Consider the following 18088-nt stretch of genomic DNA (forward strand, 5'->3'; position numbering starts at 1 on the left):
AGAAAGATCCGACCCCGGCAGGTCACTATTTTAACGCGCCGGACAGGAACTGCTGCAGGCGAGGACTTTTCGGATTGCCAAACAGCTCGGCCGGTGGCCCCTGCTCTTCGATCAGCCCTTTGTGCAGGAAGATAACGTGGCTGGAAACATGACGCGCAAACTCCATTTCGTGGGTTACCACCACCATGGTTTTGCCCTCTTCCGCCAGCTTCTGCATGATGCGCAGGACTTCCCCCACCAACTCCGGATCCAACGCCGACGTCGGCTCATCGAACAGTAAAACTTCCGGTTCCATCGCCAGGGCGCGCGCGATAGACACACGCTGTTGCTGGCCGCCAGACAGATGCACCGGGTATTTGCCGCGAGCCCGCTCGTCGATACCCACCTTATCCAGATAACGTATCGCGCGCTCACGCGCTTCGGTCTTGCTCAGCCCCAGCACCTGTACCGGCGCCTCCATCACGTTCTCCAGCACCGTCATGTGGCTCCACAGGTTAAAATGCTGGAACACCATAGTCAGGCGGGTACGCAGCAGCTGCAGCTGTTTCTTGTCGAAGACCTTCAGTTGGCCGTCCTTGTCACGCACCATGCGGATATCTTCGTTGTTCAGGCTGATGGAGCCTTCACTCGGCTTCTCCAGGAAGTTAATGCAGCGTAAAAAGGTACTTTTACCAGAACCGGAAGACCCGATGATGCTAATCACATCCCCTGCGTTGGCCGCCAGCGAGACGCCTTTCAGCACTTCGTGTTCGCCATAGCGTTTATGCAGTTCGGTGACGGCTAATTTATTCTCAGACATAGTAGGTTCCCGTCATTATCAGTGATTAACGTGTGCCATCCAGCGCTTTTCCGCCTTGCGGAACAGGCTGATTAACCCGTAAGAGATGATCAGATACAGCACCGCCGCAATGCCAAAGGCATAGAACGGCTGGTAGGTCGCCGCATTGATATCTCGCGCTATCTTCAACAAGTCCGGCACGGTAGCGGTAAACGCCAGTGCGGTGGAATGCAGCATCAGGATCACTTCGTTGCTGTAGGCCGGCAGTGCGGTGCGCAGCGCAGAAGGCAAAATGATGCAGCGGTACATTTTGAAGCGTGAGAAGCCATAGGCATTGGCCGCCTCGATTTCACCGTGCGACACCGAGCGGATCGCCCCGGCGAAGATCTCGGTGGTATAGGCACAGGTGTTCAGCGTCAGCGCCAAAATGGTGCAGTTAAGCCCGCTGCGGAAGAAGGCATTGAGGAAGTCCGTCCCACGGACGATTTCCAGGCTGTACATACCGGAGTAGAACACCAGCAGTTGCACATACAGCGGCGTGCCGCGGAAAATATAGGTGTAGAGCCAGACCGGGAAACGCACCCAGGTGATGGAAGAAACGCGCGCCACCGCCATTGGGATCGCCAGTAAGCCGCCCATCACCACCGAGGAAATCAGCAGCCATAAGGTGACGGCGACACCGGTAAAACGGTAGCCGTCACTCCACAGCAGCGATTGCCAGTACTGTTGCAAAATTTCGATCATAGCTCAGCCCTCCGGACGCCCAGGGAATAACGCCGTTCAAGCCACAGCAATACGCCATTGGAGAGAGTAGTGAAAATCAGATAAACCACCCCGGCGACGATCGCAAAGAAGAACGGCTGATAGGTACCTTTACCGGCCAATTGAGTGGCTTTCACCACGTCATTCAGGCCCAGAATAGATACCAGCGCCGTCGCCTTCAGGATCACCTGCCAGTTGTTGCCAATGCCCGGCAGGGCAAAACGCATCATCGCGGGAAACAGAATGCGGCGGAAAATCTGCGAACCGGTGAAGCCATAGGCGGTTGCCGCCTCGATCTGCCCCTTCGGCACGGCCATATAGGCACCGCGGAAGGTTTCAGTGAAATAGGCACCGTAGATAAACCCGAGGGTAATGATCCCGGCGCTGAGCGGATCAATATCGATTTGCGAGAAGCCAAGCAGTTCGGTGAGGTTGTTGAGCGCAATTTGCAGGCCGTAGAAAATCAACAGCATCAGCACCAGGTCAGGCACGCCGCGGATCAGCGTGGTATAGGCGCCAAACAGCGTTGAAAGCAGGCGATTTTGGGAAAGCTTGCCACCGGCACCGATCAAACCGATCACCAGCGCCAGCAGTACAGAACTGAGGGCCAGCTCCAGCGTCACCAGAGCGCCCTCAAATATCAATTGGGAATAGCCTTGCAGCATTTACTTCACCCTGTCGTCATTGGATCCCGAACCATCGGGGCCGGCGAGCCAGCCCCGAAGTCACAACACGGAACGGTTGCGGCATTAACCGCCGTAGACGTCAAAATCGAAGTATTTCTTCGCGAACTTGTCGTAAGTGCCGTCTTTGCGCATTTCAGCAAAGGCTTTATCCAGCGCCGCTTTCAGCTCGGTATCGGTCTTGCGCAGGCCCATGCCGGTACCCACGCCGAAGAATTTGTCATCCTTCACCGACTCACCGGCAAAAGCATAATCCTTGCCTGGAGGCTGTTTCAGGAAGCCATCGCTGCCCGCCACTTCGTCCTGGAAGGCGGCATCGATACGGCCGGATGCCAAGTCGGCATACACCAGATCCTGGTTCTGATAAGGCACAACGGTGATGCCCTTAGGCTGCCACATGGCGTTGGCATAGGCTTCCTGGGTGGTGCCCTGCAACACGCCGACGCTCTTGCCTTTCAGCGCGTCCACGGTTGGCAGCAGCTTGGAGCCTTTCGGTGCAATCAGACGGGCGTTAGCGGCGTACAGCTTGTCGGTAAAGGCTATTTCCTGCTGGCGTTTTTCGGTGATCGACAGAGAAGAGATGATGGCGTCAATTTTCTTCGCCTTCAGGGACGGGATCAGCGCGTCAAAATCGCTTTCCACAAAGGTACATTGGGTATTTATGCGTTTACACAGCTCTTTGGCCAGATCGATATCAAAACCGACCAGCTCACCTTTGGCATTTTTGGATTCAAATGGTGCATAGGTCGGATCGGTACCTATCTTCAGCGTCGATGGTACCGCGGCAAATGCGCTGCTTGCTGCTGCTAAAGCCAAGACTAAAGGGAGAACCTTAACCAGCTTTTTCATAAATTACCCTCAAATTGATTTTTTGATGCCACTGCGGGCATTACTTTTCCACCAAATCAATTTGCAGTAATCGTGCCACATTTGTTGCTGTAGGCGGAGGGAACGGCTCCGGCCTTCACAAAACTGTTTCCTGGGACGATAACCGCAAAATTAAATCGGCCAGTGTTGGCCGCGCCACGGGCAATGGAGAAATACCAGAGCCTTGAAACAGTGAGCGTGATGAAGTGGGATCATTATGGTGCATGCGCCGCCCTAATTCAGTGCGGTGTTGCACAAATGTACCAAATTGGGGAAAAATTTGTTAATTCGTGCCTTGCCAGCGGGCAAATAAATCTTGCGGTAATTCAATGTCAAACTGATCGACCACCCGGTTAACGGTTTGATCGATGATATCTTCTACGCTTTCAGGGCGATGATAAAACGCCGGCACGGGCGGCATGATCACCGCTCCCATTTCCGCCACCTGAGTCATCAGGCGCAGATGGCCGATATGCAACGGGGTTTCACGTACGCACAGCACTAACCGACGACGCTCTTTCAGCACCACATCGGCAGCCCGCGTCAGCAGACCGTCACTGTAGCTATTGGCGATACCCGATAATGTTTTGATCGAGCAAGGTAAAATCACCATCCCGGCCGTTTTGAACGAACCGGAAGAAATACTGGCACCAATGTCGCGTGAGTCATGCACCACATCGGCCAGCGCCTGCACTTCACGCAGGCTGAGATCGGTTTCCAGCGCCAGAGTTTGCCGGGCCGCGTTACTCATCACCAAATGGGTTTCCACCTCTGCGACGTCGCGCAATACCTGTAACAGGCGCACGCCGTAGATTGCGCCGCTGGCGCCGGAAATACCGATGATGAGTCGTTTCATAAAGCTGGCCTCTGCCAAGGAAAAAATGGGATCAGGCAGACTTTGCCGCAATGGGGCTACATAAGCAAGTCAGGGAGGGATAATGCACCGCAGCGAGCGCCACGGTGCACTGTTTTGGTCAAGGCCAAGGCTTAGCCTTCGTTGTGCATTTCCAGATTTTCCGCTTCGGTCTGCCCACGCATTTCTTTGGCGTCGTCATTGCGCAGCGATTCCAGATACTCGAGGTAGCTCTGGTCGACGTCTTTGGTGACGTAGATACCGTTAAATACCGAGCATTCGAACTGGCTGATATCCGGGTTCTCTTCGCGCACCGCTTCGATCAGATCGTCCAGGTCCTGGAAGATCAAGCCGTCGGCACCGATGATCTGGCGGATTTCATCCACTTCACGGCCGTGGGCAATCAGTTCATTGGCGCTCGGCATGTCGATGCCGTACACGTTAGGGAAACGGATCTCCGGCGCAGCGGAAGCCAGATAAACGCGTTTCGCCCCGGCGTCACGCGCCATCTCTACGATCTGCTCGGAAGTGGTACCGCGCACGATGGAATCATCCACCAGCAGCACATTCTTGTCGCGGAACTCGGCACGGTTGGCGTTCAACTTGCGGCGTACCGACTTACGGCGCGCCTGCTGGCCCGGCATGATGAAGGTACGGCCGACATAGCGGTTCTTCACAAAGCCCTGACGATACGGCTTATCCAGGATACGCGCAATTTCCAACGCGATATCGCAGGAGGTTTCCGGGATGGGGATCACCACGTCGATGTCCAAATCTTCCCACTCACGGGCAATCTTCTCACCCAACTTCTGCCCCATACGCACACGGGCGCTGTAGACCGAAATCTTGTCCATAAAGGAGTCTGGACGAGCAAAGTAGACGTATTCGAACAGGCACGGGTTGGTTTTCGGGTTCTCTGCACACTGGCGAGTGAACAGTTGGCCTTTATCGGTGATGTACACCGCTTCGCCCGGCGCCACGTCGCGCAGGAATTCGAAGCCCAGCGTGTCCAGTGCCACGCTCTCGGAAGCCACCATATACTCGTTACGGCCATCTTCCAGCGTGCGTTTGCCAATCACCAGCGGGCGGATACCGTTAGGGTCACGGAACGCCAGCAGACCGTGGCCGATGATCATCGCTACGCAGGCGTATGCGCCACGCAGTTGCTGATGCATGGCGGCAACGGCGGTGAAAATGTTGTCGGACTCCAGCGGAAAATGTTGGAAACGGTCCAGCTCACTGGCCAGTACGTTCAGCAGGATCTCGGAATCGGAGGTGGTGTTGATATGGCGGCGGCCGCTTTCAAACAGCTTTTGGCGCAGCTCATGGGCGTTGGTCAGGTTACCGTTGTGGGCCAGCGTAAGGCCGAACGGCGAGTTGACATAGAAGGGTTGAGCCTCTGAGGCACTGGAGCTGCCAGCCGTCGGGTAGCGCACATGGCCAATACCCATGTTGCCCTGCAAGCGCTGCATATGGCGTGCCTCAAACACATCCTTCACCAGACCGTTGGCTTTACGCAGACGGAACCCATTATGGGCATCTATGGTGACGATGCCTGCGGCATCCTGGCCACGGTGCTGAAGCACCATCAACGCATCATAAATCGACTGGTTTACCGGCATAAAACCGGCGATACCGACAATACCGCACATGTTGTCTTTTCCTCATCAGCGCTACCGCCCCGGTAAATGGGTCGGCAAGAAACTCGACGTGCTCTGCAGGTAGTCAAAGAACCACCTGATGATGTAACTGAACTGGGGGATCAGCTGCGACTGTTTCCAGTCGGTACTTTGTGAAAAGCCGGTAAAGGTATCCAGGAAAAACAGTATCGCCGAAACGATCAACACGCCGCGCAGTGCGCCGAAACAGACGCCCAGCACCCGGTCGGTGCCTGATAACCCGGTTTTCTCTACCAGTGAGCTAATCACATAGTTAACAATAGCGCCTACGATCAGGGTCGCGATAAACAAGATGGCAATCGCGATGCCGTTTCGCACCAGTTCATCTTCAAAACGAGTGAAGTAGACTGCAAGGTAAGAGTAAAAATGGCTGGCAACAAAAAACGCACATCCCCATGTCACAAGTGACAATGCTTCGCGAACAAACCCTCGGATCAGGCTCACCAGAGCCGAAAATCCAATCACCGCTATAATGACGTAATCAATCCAGACCATGAACTATTCCAATGATGAATCGCCCCTGCATCCATTTCGCGGCGAATTCTAACAGAAAACGTAAACGTTTGCGTAGGGGTTTTCCTACCACGTTACAAATAAAAAACGGCGATAAAAAAATTCCCAATCGCCGCGCCTACATAGGCCATTTCAGCTACGAAAGGCACATTATTTTTAATGATTATATCGGCATCCATCGTTTCAGGGGCACAGCATGCTGTGCCCCCTCATCTTAACGTACGCCGTACGGCTTCACCTGACCGCTCAAACCACTGATCGAGTTCAGCGCGGACAGCGAAGACTGCAGCTTCTGTTTCGAGGCGTCCGGACCGACATAAATCCGGGTGATCTGCCCCTGTACCGGCGTTGACGGCACGGTAAAGGCGCGATAGCCGGACAGCCTGAGCGATGCCACCACCTCATTGACCTTGGCGGCGTTCTTCAGCGCGCCGAGCTGCACCACATAAGCCTGCCCCGCCGGCGCTTTCTCTTCCGCCGGTTTCTGCACAGGTGCAGGCTCAGGCTTGGGTACTGGCGTTGGCTCAGGTTTCACTACCGGCTTCACTTCTACCGGCTTCGGCTGCTGCACCGGTTTTGGCTTCACCTCTACCGGTTTCGGTTTTGGCTGTGGCGTCGGCTGTGGTGTCGGCTGTGGACGGGTTTCGACCGGCGGCGTAACCAACGTCGGCTGCTGCGTCGGCTGGCGAACTGCCTGCTGCGCTGCGGCCTCATTGGCCGCCTGCTGCTCAACCAACGCGCCCGCCCCTTCCGGCGGCTGTGCCGGTAGCGGTTGGCTTACCGGTGGCAGCACGTCGTTTTCTTCCACATCACCGGCCTTTGGCACCAATGGAATGGCGGCGAATTCGTCCTCATAATGCTTCTTTTTACCGTCCAGCAGCCCTGGCAGGATAATCACCCCCAGCGCGACCAAAATAACGGTACCGACCAATCGGTTTTGAAATTTACTTGCCACTCACACTCCCCGCATCTCGTCTAACGCCGCCATAACCTGTGCAACGGTGTGGAACGATCCACAGACGATCACAATATCCTGAATATCTGCGTCCTGCATAGCCTGACGCCAGGCAGTTTCGACATCGGCAAACTGCCGCGGTTCCGTCAAATATTGCGCCAACAGTTCAACGCTGGCCCCGCGCGGCCCGTCCAGCGGTGCGCAATACCACTCATCGACCTGCTCACTCAAACAGGCCAGGGTGCCGGCGATGTCTTTATCCGACAACATCCCTACCACCGCACGCACCTTGCCACCCTTGCGCGGCAAAGTCGCCAGACGCCCGGCCAGATAGCCTGCCGCGTGAGGGTTATGCGCCACGTCGAGGATCAGCGTCGGCTCACGCCGTACAATCTGGAAGCGCCCAGGCAATGTCGCTTGCTGCAGCCCGGTGAAGATCGCCCGCTCATCAATTTCCAATGCAGAAAAATGCAGCGCTGCCAGCGCGGTCGCAGCGTTGGCCAAGGGGACGTTTGGCATCGGCAGGTCGGTCAGCAAAGTGCCGCCGCCTTGCCACTGCCAGCGTTCGCCCTGTTCACTGAAGGTCCAGGCATCGCCACGGCGGTACAGTTGGGCACCCAGGGTTTCCGCTACCTGCCCAATGGTGGCCGGCATATCAGGTTCACCTACCACCGCCGGCTTGCCGCTACGGAAGATACCGGCCTTTTCGCGGCCAATGCTTTCGCGATCGTTGCCCAGCCAGTCGGTATGATCCAGCGCGATGCTGGTCACCACCGCCACGCTCGGATCGACGATATTGGTCGCGTCCAGGCGTCCACCGAGTCCGACTTCCAGGATCACCACGTCAAGCTTAGCCTGTTTAAACAGTTGCAGCGCCGACAGGGTGCCGAATTCGAAGTAGGTCAAAGAAGTTTCACCCCGGCCCGCCTCAATAGCGGCGAACGAACGGCAATGCTCGGCCTCGCTCAGTTCATCGCCCTGAATGCGTACCCGTTCGGTATAACGCACCAGGTGCGGCGAGCTGTAGACGCCAACGCGCAAACCGGCCGCCAACAGGATGGTTTCCAGGGTGCGACAGGTGGTGCCTTTGCCGTTGGTACCGGCAACGGTAAATACCGTCGGTGCAGGAGTGAGTAAATCAAGATGCGCCGCAACGCGCTGTACGCGTTCCAGGCCGAGTTCGATCGCCTGGCTGTGCAGACGTTCCAGATAAAAAAGCCACGAGCTCAATGGCGACGTGGCTTGGGGAATTTGGTGGTTTTGCATGAGTCCCGTCACTGAACTTGGGTTCATTAATCCATCGGGCACCACCCTCACCGCGGTAAAGGCGATGCTCTCCGTTTTCAGCCGTCATTTAGCCACAAAATGGCGGCTGAACCCACACCGACTGATAGCGGTGTGGGTCACTTATTGCCTCAGGCGTCGGCCTGATTTTCCTGCTCAGACACCGGCGCGGCTTCATCGAAATGCGGCTGCGGCTGGTTGGTCAGCTTGGAAAGGATACTCGCCAGGGTCTGGCGCATTTCCGGACGGCGTACAATCATGTCGATCGCGCCTTTTTCAATCAGGAACTCACTGCGCTGGAAGCCCGGCGGCAGCTTTTCACGTACCGTCTGTTCGATAACGCGTGGACCGGCAAAACCGATCAGCGCTTTCGGCTCGGCGATATTGATATCGCCCAGCATCGCCAGACTGGCAGAAACACCACCCATGGTCGGATCGGTCAATACCGAAATGTACGGCAGACCGCGTTCCTGCAGTTTCGCCAGCGCTGCGCTGGTCTTCGCCATCTGCATCAGCGACATCAGCGCTTCCTGCATACGGGCACCGCCACTGGCTGAGAAACACACCAGCGGGCAGTTATCTTCCATCGCCTGCTCAACCGCACGCACAAAGCGCGCACCGACCACGGACGACATGGAACCACCGATAAAGGCAAATTCAAACGAAGCCGCGACAATCGGCATGCCGTACAGCGTGCCCTTCATCACGACCAGCGCGTCTTTTTCACCGGTCGCTTTCTGTGCGGCAACCAGGCGATCTTTATACTTTTTGGAATCCTTGAACTTCAGAACGTCTTTCGGCTCCAGTTCGCTGCCCAGTTCCACTTCACTGCCTTCATCCAGCAGGGTATGCAGACGCATACGCGCAGTCATGCGCATGTGGTGGTCGCATTTCGGGCACACTTCCAGATTACGCTCCAGCTCGGCGCGGTAGAGAACCTGACCGCAGCTATCGCATTTGGTCCAGACCCCTTCAGGAATACTCGCCTTACGGGTTTGGGTGATATTGCTCTTGTTAAGAATTCGTTCAATCCAGCTCATCGATGACCTTTCTGTTTGAACCTGGCAGACGCCAGTCCGCTGTTCATGCTTTAACAATCCCCCCGAAAACACACCAATGAAAAATGCCTGGGCAAAACGCGGCATGCGCGCGAGCAAGGCACAGGTTTCAAGGTTGTTAACAGGAACAGACCATAAATGTCGCTCATTAAACCATATCGGCCCGACTCTGTGGACAAAAAACTGGTCGAACCGACAGGTTAAGCGATGTTTTTACTGTTTTTGCTGGCGGGCAGCCGCGCGCTTATGGCGCCAAATTTCAATGACCCCCGGCAGAATTGAAACAATGATGATACCCACGATCAACAGTTTCAGGTTTTCCTGCACGATCGGCAGATCGCCAAAGAGGTAGCCAGCATAAGTGAAGAGCAGCACCCAAACCAGAGCACCAATCACGTTGTAGGCAGCAAAATGGCGATAGGACATATGCCCCATACCGGCAACAAACGGCGCAAAAGTACGCACGATCGGCACAAATCGCGCCAGGATAATCGTTTTTCCACCGTGTTTTTCATAAAACTGGTGGGTTTTATCCAGGTAGCTGCGGCGGAAAATTTTCGAATTCGGGTTACTGAACAGCTTTTCCCCAAACAGCCGACCTATGGTGTAGTTGACCGCATCCCCGAGTATCGCCGCACCTATCATCAACGCAACCATGGTGTGCACATTCAGATCGTTGGTCGGCAATGCCGCCAGCGCACCGGCAACAAACAGCAGAGAATCGCCCGGCAGGAAAGGCGTCACCACCAGCCCGGTTTCACAAAACAGGATCAGGAACAGAATCGCGTACACCCACATACCGTATTGCGCCACCAGTTCGGCCAGATGCACGTCAATATGCAGAATAAAATCAATCACAAACTTGATAATGTCCATAGGTTCTCTCTTTTACCGGGTGTCTCACCCACCCGGCAGGTACACAAGGGAGTAACGCGTCAAGCGCGCCAGTGTTTATACCCGTCGCCTTTCAAGCTGCAGCGTTGTTACCTGCACTCACTCACCCCAGTTACTTACTCAAGTAAGCGCCTGGGGATGAGTGAGCTGGGCGCCTAGCTGCAGCTTGAAATTCATAGGGCACATTTGTTTAATTGTCGGGTAAAAACAGTGGCCCCATTGCCGGCCGGGGTATGGCAAAGTGCTCAGGGTAATCGACGCTAACCAGGTATAACCCGTCGGCCCGCGCCGTCGCCGCAGCCAGATTTCGATCCTTCAGTGCCAACAACTCGGCCATCCAGTTCTCATCCTGATTGCCGCAGCCAATTTCCATCAGGCTACCGACAATGTTGCGAACCATATGATGTACAAAGGCATTCGCCTTGATATCTACCACAAGATACTCGCCGTAGCGCGTAACCTTAACGTGTTTTACATTACGCCAGGGCGTGCGCGACTGGCATTGTACGGCGCGGAACGAAGTAAAGTCGTTCTCGCCCAGCAGCGCCTGAGCCGCCCTTTCCATCCGTTCGGCATCCAGCGGGTGATAAAAATGGGTCATCCCCTGCTGTAATACCGCCGGGCGGTAGCGGTGGTTATAAATAATGTAGCGATAGCGGCGTGCAGTAGCACTGAAACGCGCATGAAAATCTTCAGCCACGCCGGTCACCCAGCGCACGGCGATATCCGGCGGCAAATGGGTGTTGACCCCCATCGTCCAGGCGGCGTCCTTGCGCTGCGCGGTGGTTTCAAAATGTACCACCTGGCCGGTAGCATGCACCCCGGCGTCGGTACGTCCGGCGCACAGCACGTTGATCGGCGCATTGGCCACCTTGCTCAACGCCTGTTCCAGACAGGCCTGCACGCTGGCCACTTCCTGCTGACGCTGCCAGCCGTAATAATGGCTGCCGTCATATTCAATCCCCAGCGCGATTTTTAAGGTCGGCTGGGTGGGCAAGACAACTTCAGACATCAGTACATCTGCTCCTGCACCAGACGTTCGGCAGTTTCGATCGCCATTAACGCGCCGCCAAAGCGTACGTTATCAGCGACCGACCAGAACTGCAGGATCTCCGGAATGCCGTAGTCATTGCGCAGGCAGCCGACGCTTAACACATCGCTGCCGGAGGCTTCCGTCACCTGGGTCGGGTAGTCGTCTTCTTCACTCAGTTGGATATCGTCCACCTGCTCCAGTTCACCGCGTGCTTCTTCCGCAGACATTGGGCGCAGCGCTTCCAGATGAACCACCTGCGCATGGCCGTAGAATACCGGCGACTGCACACAGCTCACGGAAATCGGCAACCCTTCGTCCTGCAGCACTTTACGTACCTGATCGACAATCAAACGTTCCTCGCGCACGCTGCCCTGTTCATCAGCCAGCAACGGCAACAGGTTGAATGCCAACTGCTTGGCGAAAACGCCCGCTTCAGCCGGAATGCCGTTCAACAGGCGTGCACTTTGGCCGGCCAGATCGTCGACCGCCACTTTGCCGCGTGCCGATACCGACATCAGGGTAGTAACGTGCAGACGGGAAAGCCCGGCCTGCTCGGTCAGAGGTTTGATCGCGGTCAGCAGTTGGCTGACCATGCTGTCGGCCACGGCAACGATATTGCGGTTACGGTAATCTGCCAGCACCTGCGGGTTCACCCCAGGGACCACCAGCGGCACGTCCGGCTCCAGCGCAAACAGGCCGCTGGTGTCGATCACCAGGCAGCCCATGTTGCCGGCTTCTTCCGCGTAGCGGGCCGAGGCCTCGGTACCGGCGACGAAGAACGCCAACTGCGCCTGTGACCAGTCAAATTCTTCCGCTTTTTGTACCAGTACCGATTTGCCATTGAAGCGCACCGTAGCACCGGCACCACGAACACTTGCCAAGGGATAGAGTTCGCCCACCGGGAACTGGCGTTCCTGTAATAATTCCAGCAACGCTTCACCTACCGCGCCAGTGGCGCCAAGCAGAGCGATATTCCAGCCGTCAGACATTGGGTTTCTCCAGAGTATTTATTCAAATGCAGATGGGCGGCTACTGCACCGCCCTGATAACAAAATTAGTCGCTGTGGCTTAAGAAAGCCTTATGCCGTCAGGAAACCCAGCTTGTGCAGCAGCTCCGCACTGGCGCTGTCATCGCACTGGACGCGCAATGAAGACCACTCGCGGCGTTCCTGATAATGCTTGCGCAGACGATCAAATTCGCCCGGTTGCCCGGCCACTTTGCGCAGCGGCGCATCATCGCGGCGCACATCATACACCAAGTGCATCAATCGTTTTAATTTGCCTTCATCCAGCGGCCCATTGAGCTGGATCTGGCTGAATTCGGGTACCGGCAGCAGCGAGGCCAGCTCGATCTGTTGCGGCTGCCCCAGGTGGCGGCTGAAGGCTTCAAACACCTGAGTGGTGCCGCGTGCCTTGCCTTCCAGCGTGTAACCGGCAATATGCGCGGTGCCGATATCCACCCGCGCCAGCAACGGTAGCGAGAGCTCCGGTTCCGGTTCCCAGACGTCCAGCACCGTACTCAGCTTTTTGCCTTTTTCCAGCGCCTGCAGCAGCGCAGCATTATCCACCACCGCACCGCGGCAGGCGTTGATCAGAATACGATTGTCCGGCAGTGCCGCCAGCAGTTCAGCGCCCACCAGGTGCAGCGAGTTATAAGGGCCGGATTTATTCAGCGGCGTATGGAAGGTCAACACGTCGGCTTCCGCCACCAGTTTTTCCAGCGGCCAGAACTCACCGGCATCACCACGTTCGGCACGCGGTGGATCGCATAACAAGGTGCGCACCCCCAGGGCTTTCAGGCGGGCATCCAGACGCGAGCCTACGTTGCCCACGCCGATAATGCCGACGGTTTTATCCCGCAGTTGAAAACCATCACGTTCGGCCAGCAGCATCAGCGCGGAGAACACATATTCCACCACCGCAATGGCATTACAGCCCGGTGCCGCAGAAAAACCGATGCCCTGCTGTTGCAGCCAGGCATCGTCTACGTGGTCGGTCCCAGCGGTGGCGGTGCCGACAAAGCCAATACGGGTACCGGCCAGCAGCGCTTCATTGACTTTCGTCACTGAACGCACCATCAAAGCATCGGCATCAGCCAGCGCATCACTCGGGATCGGACGGCCAGGCACCGCCTGCACATTCCCCAAACGACTGAACAATTCAGTCGCGTACGGCATATTTTCATCAACCAGGATTTTCACTTATTGCTCCGACGGTTTACGGCTATTTCGCTGGGAAATAGTGTGCCACCGAATCATGCCCGGCGAAAGCGCTCGGGGGTGGTACCGGCGATTTGCTGAAACATGACAATAAACGCCGAGGCCGAGCTATACCCTACCTCGAGCGCCACTTCCTGCACGGTTTTGCCCTGTTCCAGTAAGGATACGGCATGCAGGAAACGCAACCGCTGGCGCCATTCGCTGAATGACATCCCCAGATCCTGCTGGCAACGGCGCGACAGCGTACGTTCGGTGGTATAAACCCGGGCAGCCCAGGCGGCGAGCGACGTGTTGTCCGAAGGGCAGTGCTCCAGCGCCTCCAGCACCGGTGCCAGGAATTTGTCTTCGGACGACGGCAAGTAGGTTTGCTGAATCGGCGACAGATGCAGTTGGTCGATCAGCGCCCGGCACAGGCGCAAATCCTGTTTGCTCTGAGGGATGTATTGTTTGCGTGCGTAAAAATCTTCGGCAATGGCGCGGAAAATCGGCGTTACGCTGATCAAACAGGGGTCAACCGGCAGCCCGGCGCACAGCGGCAACGCAATATCGACCATGCGGCACTGCGCCAAACGCTGGTTATAACAGGAGTGTTCAATGCCCGCCGGTGCCCACAGCACAAACTCCGGCGGAGCCAAAAAACGCTGGCCGCCGATGCGCAGCACCATCACACCGGCCTTGACCCACATCAACTGCCCCCAACTGTGCTGGTGTGGCTGAAACTCCGTACGGGCGTTGAACTCCTCGCAGCGGAATTGCACCGGCCGTGGCGCCGGGATCAGCGCTTCGGGATAATGACGAATTTCTGGCATGGTTTCGCCCCGTGACTTGTCTTGTTTAGGGAAAATATTGTCTGGATATCGCTATATATAATAAACCGGACACGAGTAAACTAGCCAGCATGTCCGTTGTTAATGAGAATAATTATCATGAATATGCTGTTCCCTCTGCTGGCGGTGTTGATTTGGTCAATCAATGCCGTGGTCAGCAAGCTCTCCGCCACCGCCATCGATCCGGCAGCCATCTCCTTCTACCGCTGGCTGCTGGCGTTGATCGCTCTGACGCCTTTCGTCCTGCCAGGGGTGATCCGTCACTGGGGGGCAATACGCGCCAACTGGTGGAAGCTGCTGGTTCTCGGCATGTTGGGCATGGTGCTGTATCAGAGCCTGGCCTATTACGCGGCACAGAGCGTCAGCGCGCTGTTTATGGGGATTATTGTTTCCCTGATCCCGTTACTGACCATTCTGATCAGTATTGTGTTATTGCGGGTAGCACCGACGGTGGGCATTGCGATCGGCAGCCTGTTGTCGCTGGCTGGCTTAATCTGGCTGGTGAGCGCCGGTAACCCGGCCGAATTGTTGCAACATGGAATCGGCAAAGGCGAGTTGATGATGTTTGCCGCCACCGCCGCCTATGCGCTGTATGGCGTGCTGACCAAGCGCTGGGCGATCGCCCTGCCAAATTGGCAGTCATTGTATGTACAGATCGTCTTCGGCGTAGTGTTGCTGTTGCCTAATTTTCTGATGGCGCAGGACGTCGCGCTGACCAGCCAGAATATCCCGCTGGTGCTGTTCGCCGGTATCCCGGCCTCGATCATTGCACCTTACCTGTGGATCCACGGCGTAATGCGTCTGGGTGCCAATACCGCGTCGATCTTTATGAATCTGGCACCGGTATTTACCGCTATCATTGCGGTGCTGTTCCTGCATGAACATCTGCACAGTTACCATTTGATCGGCGGCGGCATCACCCTGCTGGGGGTGATCCTGTCGCAGCGCCTGCGCACGCCGCTGGCACGCAAGGCAAAACAAACCGCAGAGTGTGAAAGCTAAGGCAGCAGTTGAAAGCGCACCCGCACCAGCAGGCCTCCCAGGGTGGCCGAGGTCAACAGCTCCGGGCGGGTGCCGTGATAACGGGTAATGTCGCTGACCAGCGCCAGCCCCAGGCCGGCACCGGGCTGATTGCCCACGTTATCCAGCCGATGAAACGGCTGCAGCGCCTGCGCCGTGTCCTGTTCGGCAATGCCTGGGCCGCTGTCTTCAATTTCCAGCACGCACTCCCGTGCCAACGTATCCATGGTGAGTCGTGCCGTGACCGTACCCTGATTCGGGGTGTATTTCAGCGCATTGTCCAGCAGGTTGGCACACAGTTCAGTCAGCAGCAACGCCTCCCCACCGACCCAACAGACGGATTCCCCCTCATACCCCAGATCGATACGTTTACTGCGCGCCTGTGGCAGTCGTGAAAAACAGGCATCGCGCAGCACCTGCGCCAGATTCACCGGCTGCAACTGGCGATCCGCCTGGTGTTCATGGGCTTTGAGCCTGGAGAGATAAAGCAGACGATCGGTCAGCGCCACCGTGTTATCCAGCGTAGCGCTCATCGCTAACAGGCTTTCCCGCCACTGCTGCGGTTTATCGCTGGCCAGCGCGACCCCCACCTGAGTCTTTAGCACGGTTAACGGCGTGCGAAGCTGGTGCGAAGCGTCGGCACTGAAACGTTCCTGACGCGCCACCATCAGCCGCAGCCGTTCAATATAACGGTTAAATGCCAATAGCAGTGGCTGCATTTCCGACCAGGGCAACACCATCGGCAAGGGCGTCAGTTCACCCGGATCGCGCCGCAGCATGATGCCGGAAAGCTTGCGCATCGGTTTCAGCACCCGCTTGAGCAGCGCAAAGGCCAGGATCATGGTCAACACCACCACGGTACCCTGGCTGAGCAACGCGGAAAGCATCATTTGCCGCGCCAGATAGCGGCGTGACTCCAGCGTTTCCGCCACCAGAATGGTCGCCATGCCCATCACGCCAGACTCGTTGATCGGCTGGTACAGCGCAGCCACGCGAATAGGTCGGCCGCGATATTCGGCATCATAGAAATGCACCAGCGCTGGATACAGGCTGGAACGCAGAATATGGGGCGGCATCGGCGGCAGATCGTTATAGCCAGAAATACTTTCCCCCAGCGGGGAGATCACTTCGTAATACAGCTGATCGTTCATGTTGCGCTCGAAGCTGTCGAGGACCACATAGGGTACATCCGCTTCCAGCCGACCATTGCGCACCACCAGCCGCTCGGCCACGGTACGCGCCGATGCTAGCAGCGTGCGATCGTAGGCCAGCGTGGCAGCATTCATCGCGCTGAAGTAGTGGGTATAAATCGAGATGCCGCCCAACACCAGCAACGGTAAACCAAAGAATAACAACAGTTGATAAAACAGCGATCTCGGCGCGTTAAACCACCTCATTGCTGAGCTCCAGGCTGTAGCCCAGACCACGCAGGGTGATTATTGCCACATTGCTGCCCTGCAGCTTTTTCCGCAGCCGATGAACGTACAGTTCGATGCTCTCCGGATTGGCCTCATCGGACAGGGTAAACACCTGTTCAAACAGCTGCTGTTTGGCAACCGGTCGGCCACGCCGGTGGATCAACGCGGTCAGCACCGCCAGTTCCCGTGGCGTCAACTGCAAGGGTTTGTCGTCCAGTTGGAAATAGCCTTCATCATGATAGGTCAGCGCCCCGTACTGCAGCGCCTGTTGAGTGACGCCGACGCTGCGGCGCAGCAACGCCCGGATACGCGCTTCCAGCTCATCCAGCTCGAACGGCTTGGTCAGGTAATCGTCTGCGCCCAGATTCAGCCCTTTGACCCGATCGGCGACGTCGGTTCTGGCCGTCAGTAACAACACCGGTAAATCCTGTCCGCGCTTGCGCAGCCGGGCCAGCAGCTCCAGCCCATTCAGGCGCGGCAACGCCACGTCGAGCACCACCAGCGCATAGGTTTCGTTTAATAACAGATGGTCGGCCGCCAGCCCGTCCGGCGCGACGTCGACGGCAAAACCGACGCCGGTCAGCGCCTTTTGCAACCAGTGAGATAACTCGGGATGGTCTTCAACCAATAACAGACGCATTTTTCCATTCCATTGATTTATCTATACCTACAGGCCAGATGCGGTGCCGAGGGACCCGGCTCTGGTCAGTGGTTAATTAACATATTGATAACCGAAGGATGGCACGTAAGACCGGGGGATAGAAGGGTTATGCCGAGCCAGTTTTGGGAGCTGGGGCACAATTGTGACACGGAATAAACGCTGGCCAGTCGGCGCAGCCGTCTATTCCGTGGGCGGGCTATTATTTTCCGCTTTCGGCCAGGGCAATATCCAACACCGGCTGCAATTTGGTTGGGGTGAATGGCGGTGACACCAGCACCGAGCGATTATGGGCGGCAAAAACAATATCAATGCCGGTAATACAGGCCGTCATTGGGCAAACGTATTTATCGCCTTTTTCAGTAGAAAAATGCAGTTCAAAAACGCCAATCTCCGGTCGCAGGCGTTTCAGCCGACACTCTCCTGCCCCTCCGGACATCTCGGCATACGCCGACGGTAACATTTTAATAGCTCTTACTTTATCGCTATCCCTGCCACCGAATAATTTCCCTAATAAAAACATAATCCCGCACCCGTCATAATTTTAGTTTTAGGCATTTTATCTCAAAAAAACCTCGGCAAAACTG

The 18088-nt window shown here is 56.5% G+C and carries 19 protein-coding genes; 1 reads left to right on the top strand and 18 read right to left on the bottom strand.

All coding sequences use genetic code 11. From position 1 onward, the window contains the following. Positions 1–25: 25 nt before the first annotated feature. The 15 genes from hisP to NHG65_RS18325 form a co-directional block, all read right to left on the bottom strand. Positions 26–799: a histidine ABC transporter ATP-binding protein HisP gene (gene hisP, locus NHG65_RS18255; protein WP_020827863.1), complete on the bottom strand. Its 774-nt coding sequence runs from the start codon at positions 797–799 to the stop codon at positions 26–28. A gap of 18 nt (positions 800–817) precedes the next feature. Continuing rightward, positions 818–1522: an ABC transporter permease gene (locus tag NHG65_RS18260; RefSeq protein ID WP_012146038.1), complete on the bottom strand. Its 705-nt coding sequence runs from the start codon at positions 1520–1522 to the stop codon at positions 818–820. Beyond that, complete coding sequence (locus NHG65_RS18265) at positions 1519–2205, bottom strand: histidine ABC transporter permease HisQ (RefSeq protein WP_099061619.1); 687 nt, start codon at positions 2203–2205, stop codon at positions 1519–1521. The genes NHG65_RS18260 and NHG65_RS18265 overlap by 4 nt, the downstream gene beginning before the upstream one ends. An 84-nt stretch (positions 2206–2289) precedes the next feature. Continuing rightward, positions 2290–3072, bottom strand: a complete 783-nt coding sequence (gene hisJ / locus NHG65_RS18270; protein ID WP_099061620.1) for a histidine ABC transporter substrate-binding protein HisJ — start codon at positions 3070–3072, stop codon at positions 2290–2292. A 301-nt stretch (positions 3073–3373) separates the two neighbouring features. Beyond that, positions 3374–3946: a UbiX family flavin prenyltransferase gene (locus NHG65_RS18275; RefSeq protein ID WP_099061621.1), complete on the bottom strand. Its 573-nt coding sequence runs from the start codon at positions 3944–3946 to the stop codon at positions 3374–3376. Positions 3947–4077: 131 nt separating this feature from the next. Continuing rightward, positions 4078–5595 (bottom strand): amidophosphoribosyltransferase, encoded by a 1518-nt coding sequence (gene purF, locus NHG65_RS18280; protein WP_499182519.1) that lies wholly within the window; start codon positions 5593–5595, stop codon positions 4078–4080. A gap of 21 nt (positions 5596–5616) precedes the next feature. Further along, positions 5617–6117, bottom strand: a complete 501-nt coding sequence (cvpA, locus tag NHG65_RS18285) for a colicin V production protein (RefSeq protein WP_012146043.1) — start codon at positions 6115–6117, stop codon at positions 5617–5619. Positions 6118–6349: 232 nt separating this feature from the next. Continuing rightward, positions 6350–7090 (bottom strand): cell division protein DedD, encoded by a 741-nt coding sequence (gene dedD, locus NHG65_RS18290; RefSeq protein ID WP_099061623.1) that lies wholly within the window; start codon positions 7088–7090, stop codon positions 6350–6352. Further along, positions 7091–8356 (bottom strand): bifunctional tetrahydrofolate synthase/dihydrofolate synthase, encoded by a 1266-nt coding sequence (gene folC, locus NHG65_RS18295; protein ID WP_099061624.1) that lies wholly within the window; start codon positions 8354–8356, stop codon positions 7091–7093. Positions 8357–8505: 149 nt separating this feature from the next. Then, on the bottom strand, positions 8506–9414 hold the full coding sequence (gene accD, locus NHG65_RS18300) for an acetyl-CoA carboxylase, carboxyltransferase subunit beta (RefSeq protein ID WP_099061625.1): 909 nt from the start codon (positions 9412–9414) through the stop codon (positions 8506–8508). Between the two features lie 231 nt (positions 9415–9645). Then, positions 9646–10308 (bottom strand): DedA family protein, encoded by a 663-nt coding sequence (locus NHG65_RS18305; protein ID WP_085117828.1) that lies wholly within the window; start codon positions 10306–10308, stop codon positions 9646–9648. Between the two features lie 208 nt (positions 10309–10516). Continuing rightward, positions 10517–11338 carry a tRNA pseudouridine(38-40) synthase TruA gene (gene truA / locus NHG65_RS18310; RefSeq protein WP_085117830.1) on the bottom strand — a complete coding sequence of 274 codons (822 nt, stop codon included), beginning with the start codon at positions 11336–11338 and terminating at the stop codon, positions 10517–10519. Further along, entirely contained in the window at positions 11338–12348 is a 1011-nt protein-coding gene (locus NHG65_RS18315; RefSeq protein ID WP_099061626.1) for an aspartate-semialdehyde dehydrogenase, read from the bottom strand. The genes truA and NHG65_RS18315 overlap by 1 nt, the downstream gene beginning before the upstream one ends. 90 nt (positions 12349–12438) lie before the next feature. Next, positions 12439–13560: a 4-phosphoerythronate dehydrogenase PdxB gene (gene pdxB, locus NHG65_RS18320; protein ID WP_099061627.1), complete on the bottom strand. Its 1122-nt coding sequence runs from the start codon at positions 13558–13560 to the stop codon at positions 12439–12441. A gap of 53 nt (positions 13561–13613) precedes the next feature. After that, positions 13614–14387 carry an AraC family transcriptional regulator gene (locus NHG65_RS18325; RefSeq protein WP_099061628.1) on the bottom strand — a complete coding sequence of 258 codons (774 nt, stop codon included), beginning with the start codon at positions 14385–14387 and terminating at the stop codon, positions 13614–13616. 117 nt (positions 14388–14504) lie between these two features. On the opposite strand from NHG65_RS18325, the gene NHG65_RS18330 reads away from it, so the two are divergent. Further along, the gene (locus NHG65_RS18330) at positions 14505–15407 is read left to right on the top strand and encodes a DMT family transporter (protein WP_099061629.1); all 903 of its coding nucleotides are present in this window, start codon (positions 14505–14507) and stop codon (positions 15405–15407) included. On the opposite strand, the gene NHG65_RS18335 is transcribed toward NHG65_RS18330, so the two are convergent. From NHG65_RS18335 to NHG65_RS18345, 3 genes are all read right to left on the bottom strand, one after another. Next, on the bottom strand, positions 15404–16822 hold the full coding sequence (locus tag NHG65_RS18335) for a sensor histidine kinase (protein ID WP_099061630.1): 1419 nt from the start codon (positions 16820–16822) through the stop codon (positions 15404–15406). The two genes, NHG65_RS18330 and NHG65_RS18335, sit on opposite strands and share 4 nt — an antisense overlap. Then, on the bottom strand, positions 16809–17483 hold the full coding sequence (gene tctD, locus NHG65_RS18340; protein ID WP_099061631.1) for a transcriptional regulator TctD: 675 nt from the start codon (positions 17481–17483) through the stop codon (positions 16809–16811). Before tctD ends, NHG65_RS18335 begins: the two co-directional genes overlap by 14 nt. Positions 17484–17703: 220 nt before the next feature. Further along, a complete protein-coding gene (locus NHG65_RS18345) occupies positions 17704–18024 on the bottom strand; it encodes a hypothetical protein (protein WP_099061632.1) in 321 nt (106 codons plus the stop codon). Positions 18025–18088 lie beyond the last annotated feature (64 nt).

The sequence above is a fragment of the Serratia myotis genome, assembly GCF_027474885.1.
GTDB lineage: Bacteria > Pseudomonadota > Gammaproteobacteria > Enterobacterales > Enterobacteriaceae > Serratia > Serratia proteamaculans.

Coding starts and splice junctions, on each gene's coding strand:
- hisP (WP_020827863.1), bottom strand. CDS start 799: ATGTCTGAGAATAAATTAGCCGTCACCGAACTGCATAAACGCTATGGC.
- NHG65_RS18260 (WP_012146038.1), bottom strand. CDS start 1,522: ATGATCGAAATTTTGCAACAGTACTGGCAATCGCTGCTGTGGAGTGAC.
- NHG65_RS18265 (WP_099061619.1), bottom strand. CDS start 2,205: ATGCTGCAAGGCTATTCCCAATTGATATTTGAGGGCGCTCTGGTGACG.
- hisJ (WP_099061620.1), bottom strand. CDS start 3,072: ATGAAAAAGCTGGTTAAGGTTCTCCCTTTAGTCTTGGCTTTAGCAGCA.
- NHG65_RS18275 (WP_099061621.1), bottom strand. CDS start 3,946: ATGAAACGACTCATCATCGGTATTTCCGGCGCCAGCGGCGCAATCTAC.
- purF (WP_499182519.1), bottom strand. CDS start 5,595: ATGTGCGGTATTGTCGGTATCGCCGGTTTTATGCCGGTAAACCAGTCG.
- cvpA (WP_012146043.1), bottom strand. CDS start 6,117: ATGGTCTGGATTGATTACGTCATTATAGCGGTGATTGGATTTTCGGCT.
- folC (WP_099061624.1), bottom strand. CDS start 8,356: ATGCAAAACCACCAAATTCCCCAAGCCACGTCGCCATTGAGCTCGTGG.
- accD (WP_099061625.1), bottom strand. CDS start 9,414: ATGAGCTGGATTGAACGAATTCTTAACAAGAGCAATATCACCCAAACC.
- NHG65_RS18305 (WP_085117828.1), bottom strand. CDS start 10,308: ATGGACATTATCAAGTTTGTGATTGATTTTATTCTGCATATTGACGTG.
- truA (WP_085117830.1), bottom strand. CDS start 11,338: ATGTCTGAAGTTGTCTTGCCCACCCAGCCGACCTTAAAAATCGCGCTG.
- NHG65_RS18315 (WP_099061626.1), bottom strand. CDS start 12,348: ATGTCTGACGGCTGGAATATCGCTCTGCTTGGCGCCACTGGCGCGGTA.
- NHG65_RS18325 (WP_099061628.1), bottom strand. CDS start 14,387: ATGCCAGAAATTCGTCATTATCCCGAAGCGCTGATCCCGGCGCCACGG.
- NHG65_RS18330 (WP_099061629.1), top strand. CDS start 14,505: ATGAATATGCTGTTCCCTCTGCTGGCGGTGTTGATTTGGTCAATCAAT.
- NHG65_RS18335 (WP_099061630.1), bottom strand. CDS start 16,822: ATGAGGTGGTTTAACGCGCCGAGATCGCTGTTTTATCAACTGTTGTTA.
- tctD (WP_099061631.1), bottom strand. CDS start 17,483: ATGCGTCTGTTATTGGTTGAAGACCATCCCGAGTTATCTCACTGGTTG.
- NHG65_RS18345 (WP_099061632.1), bottom strand. CDS start 18,024: ATGTTTTTATTAGGGAAATTATTCGGTGGCAGGGATAGCGATAAAGTA.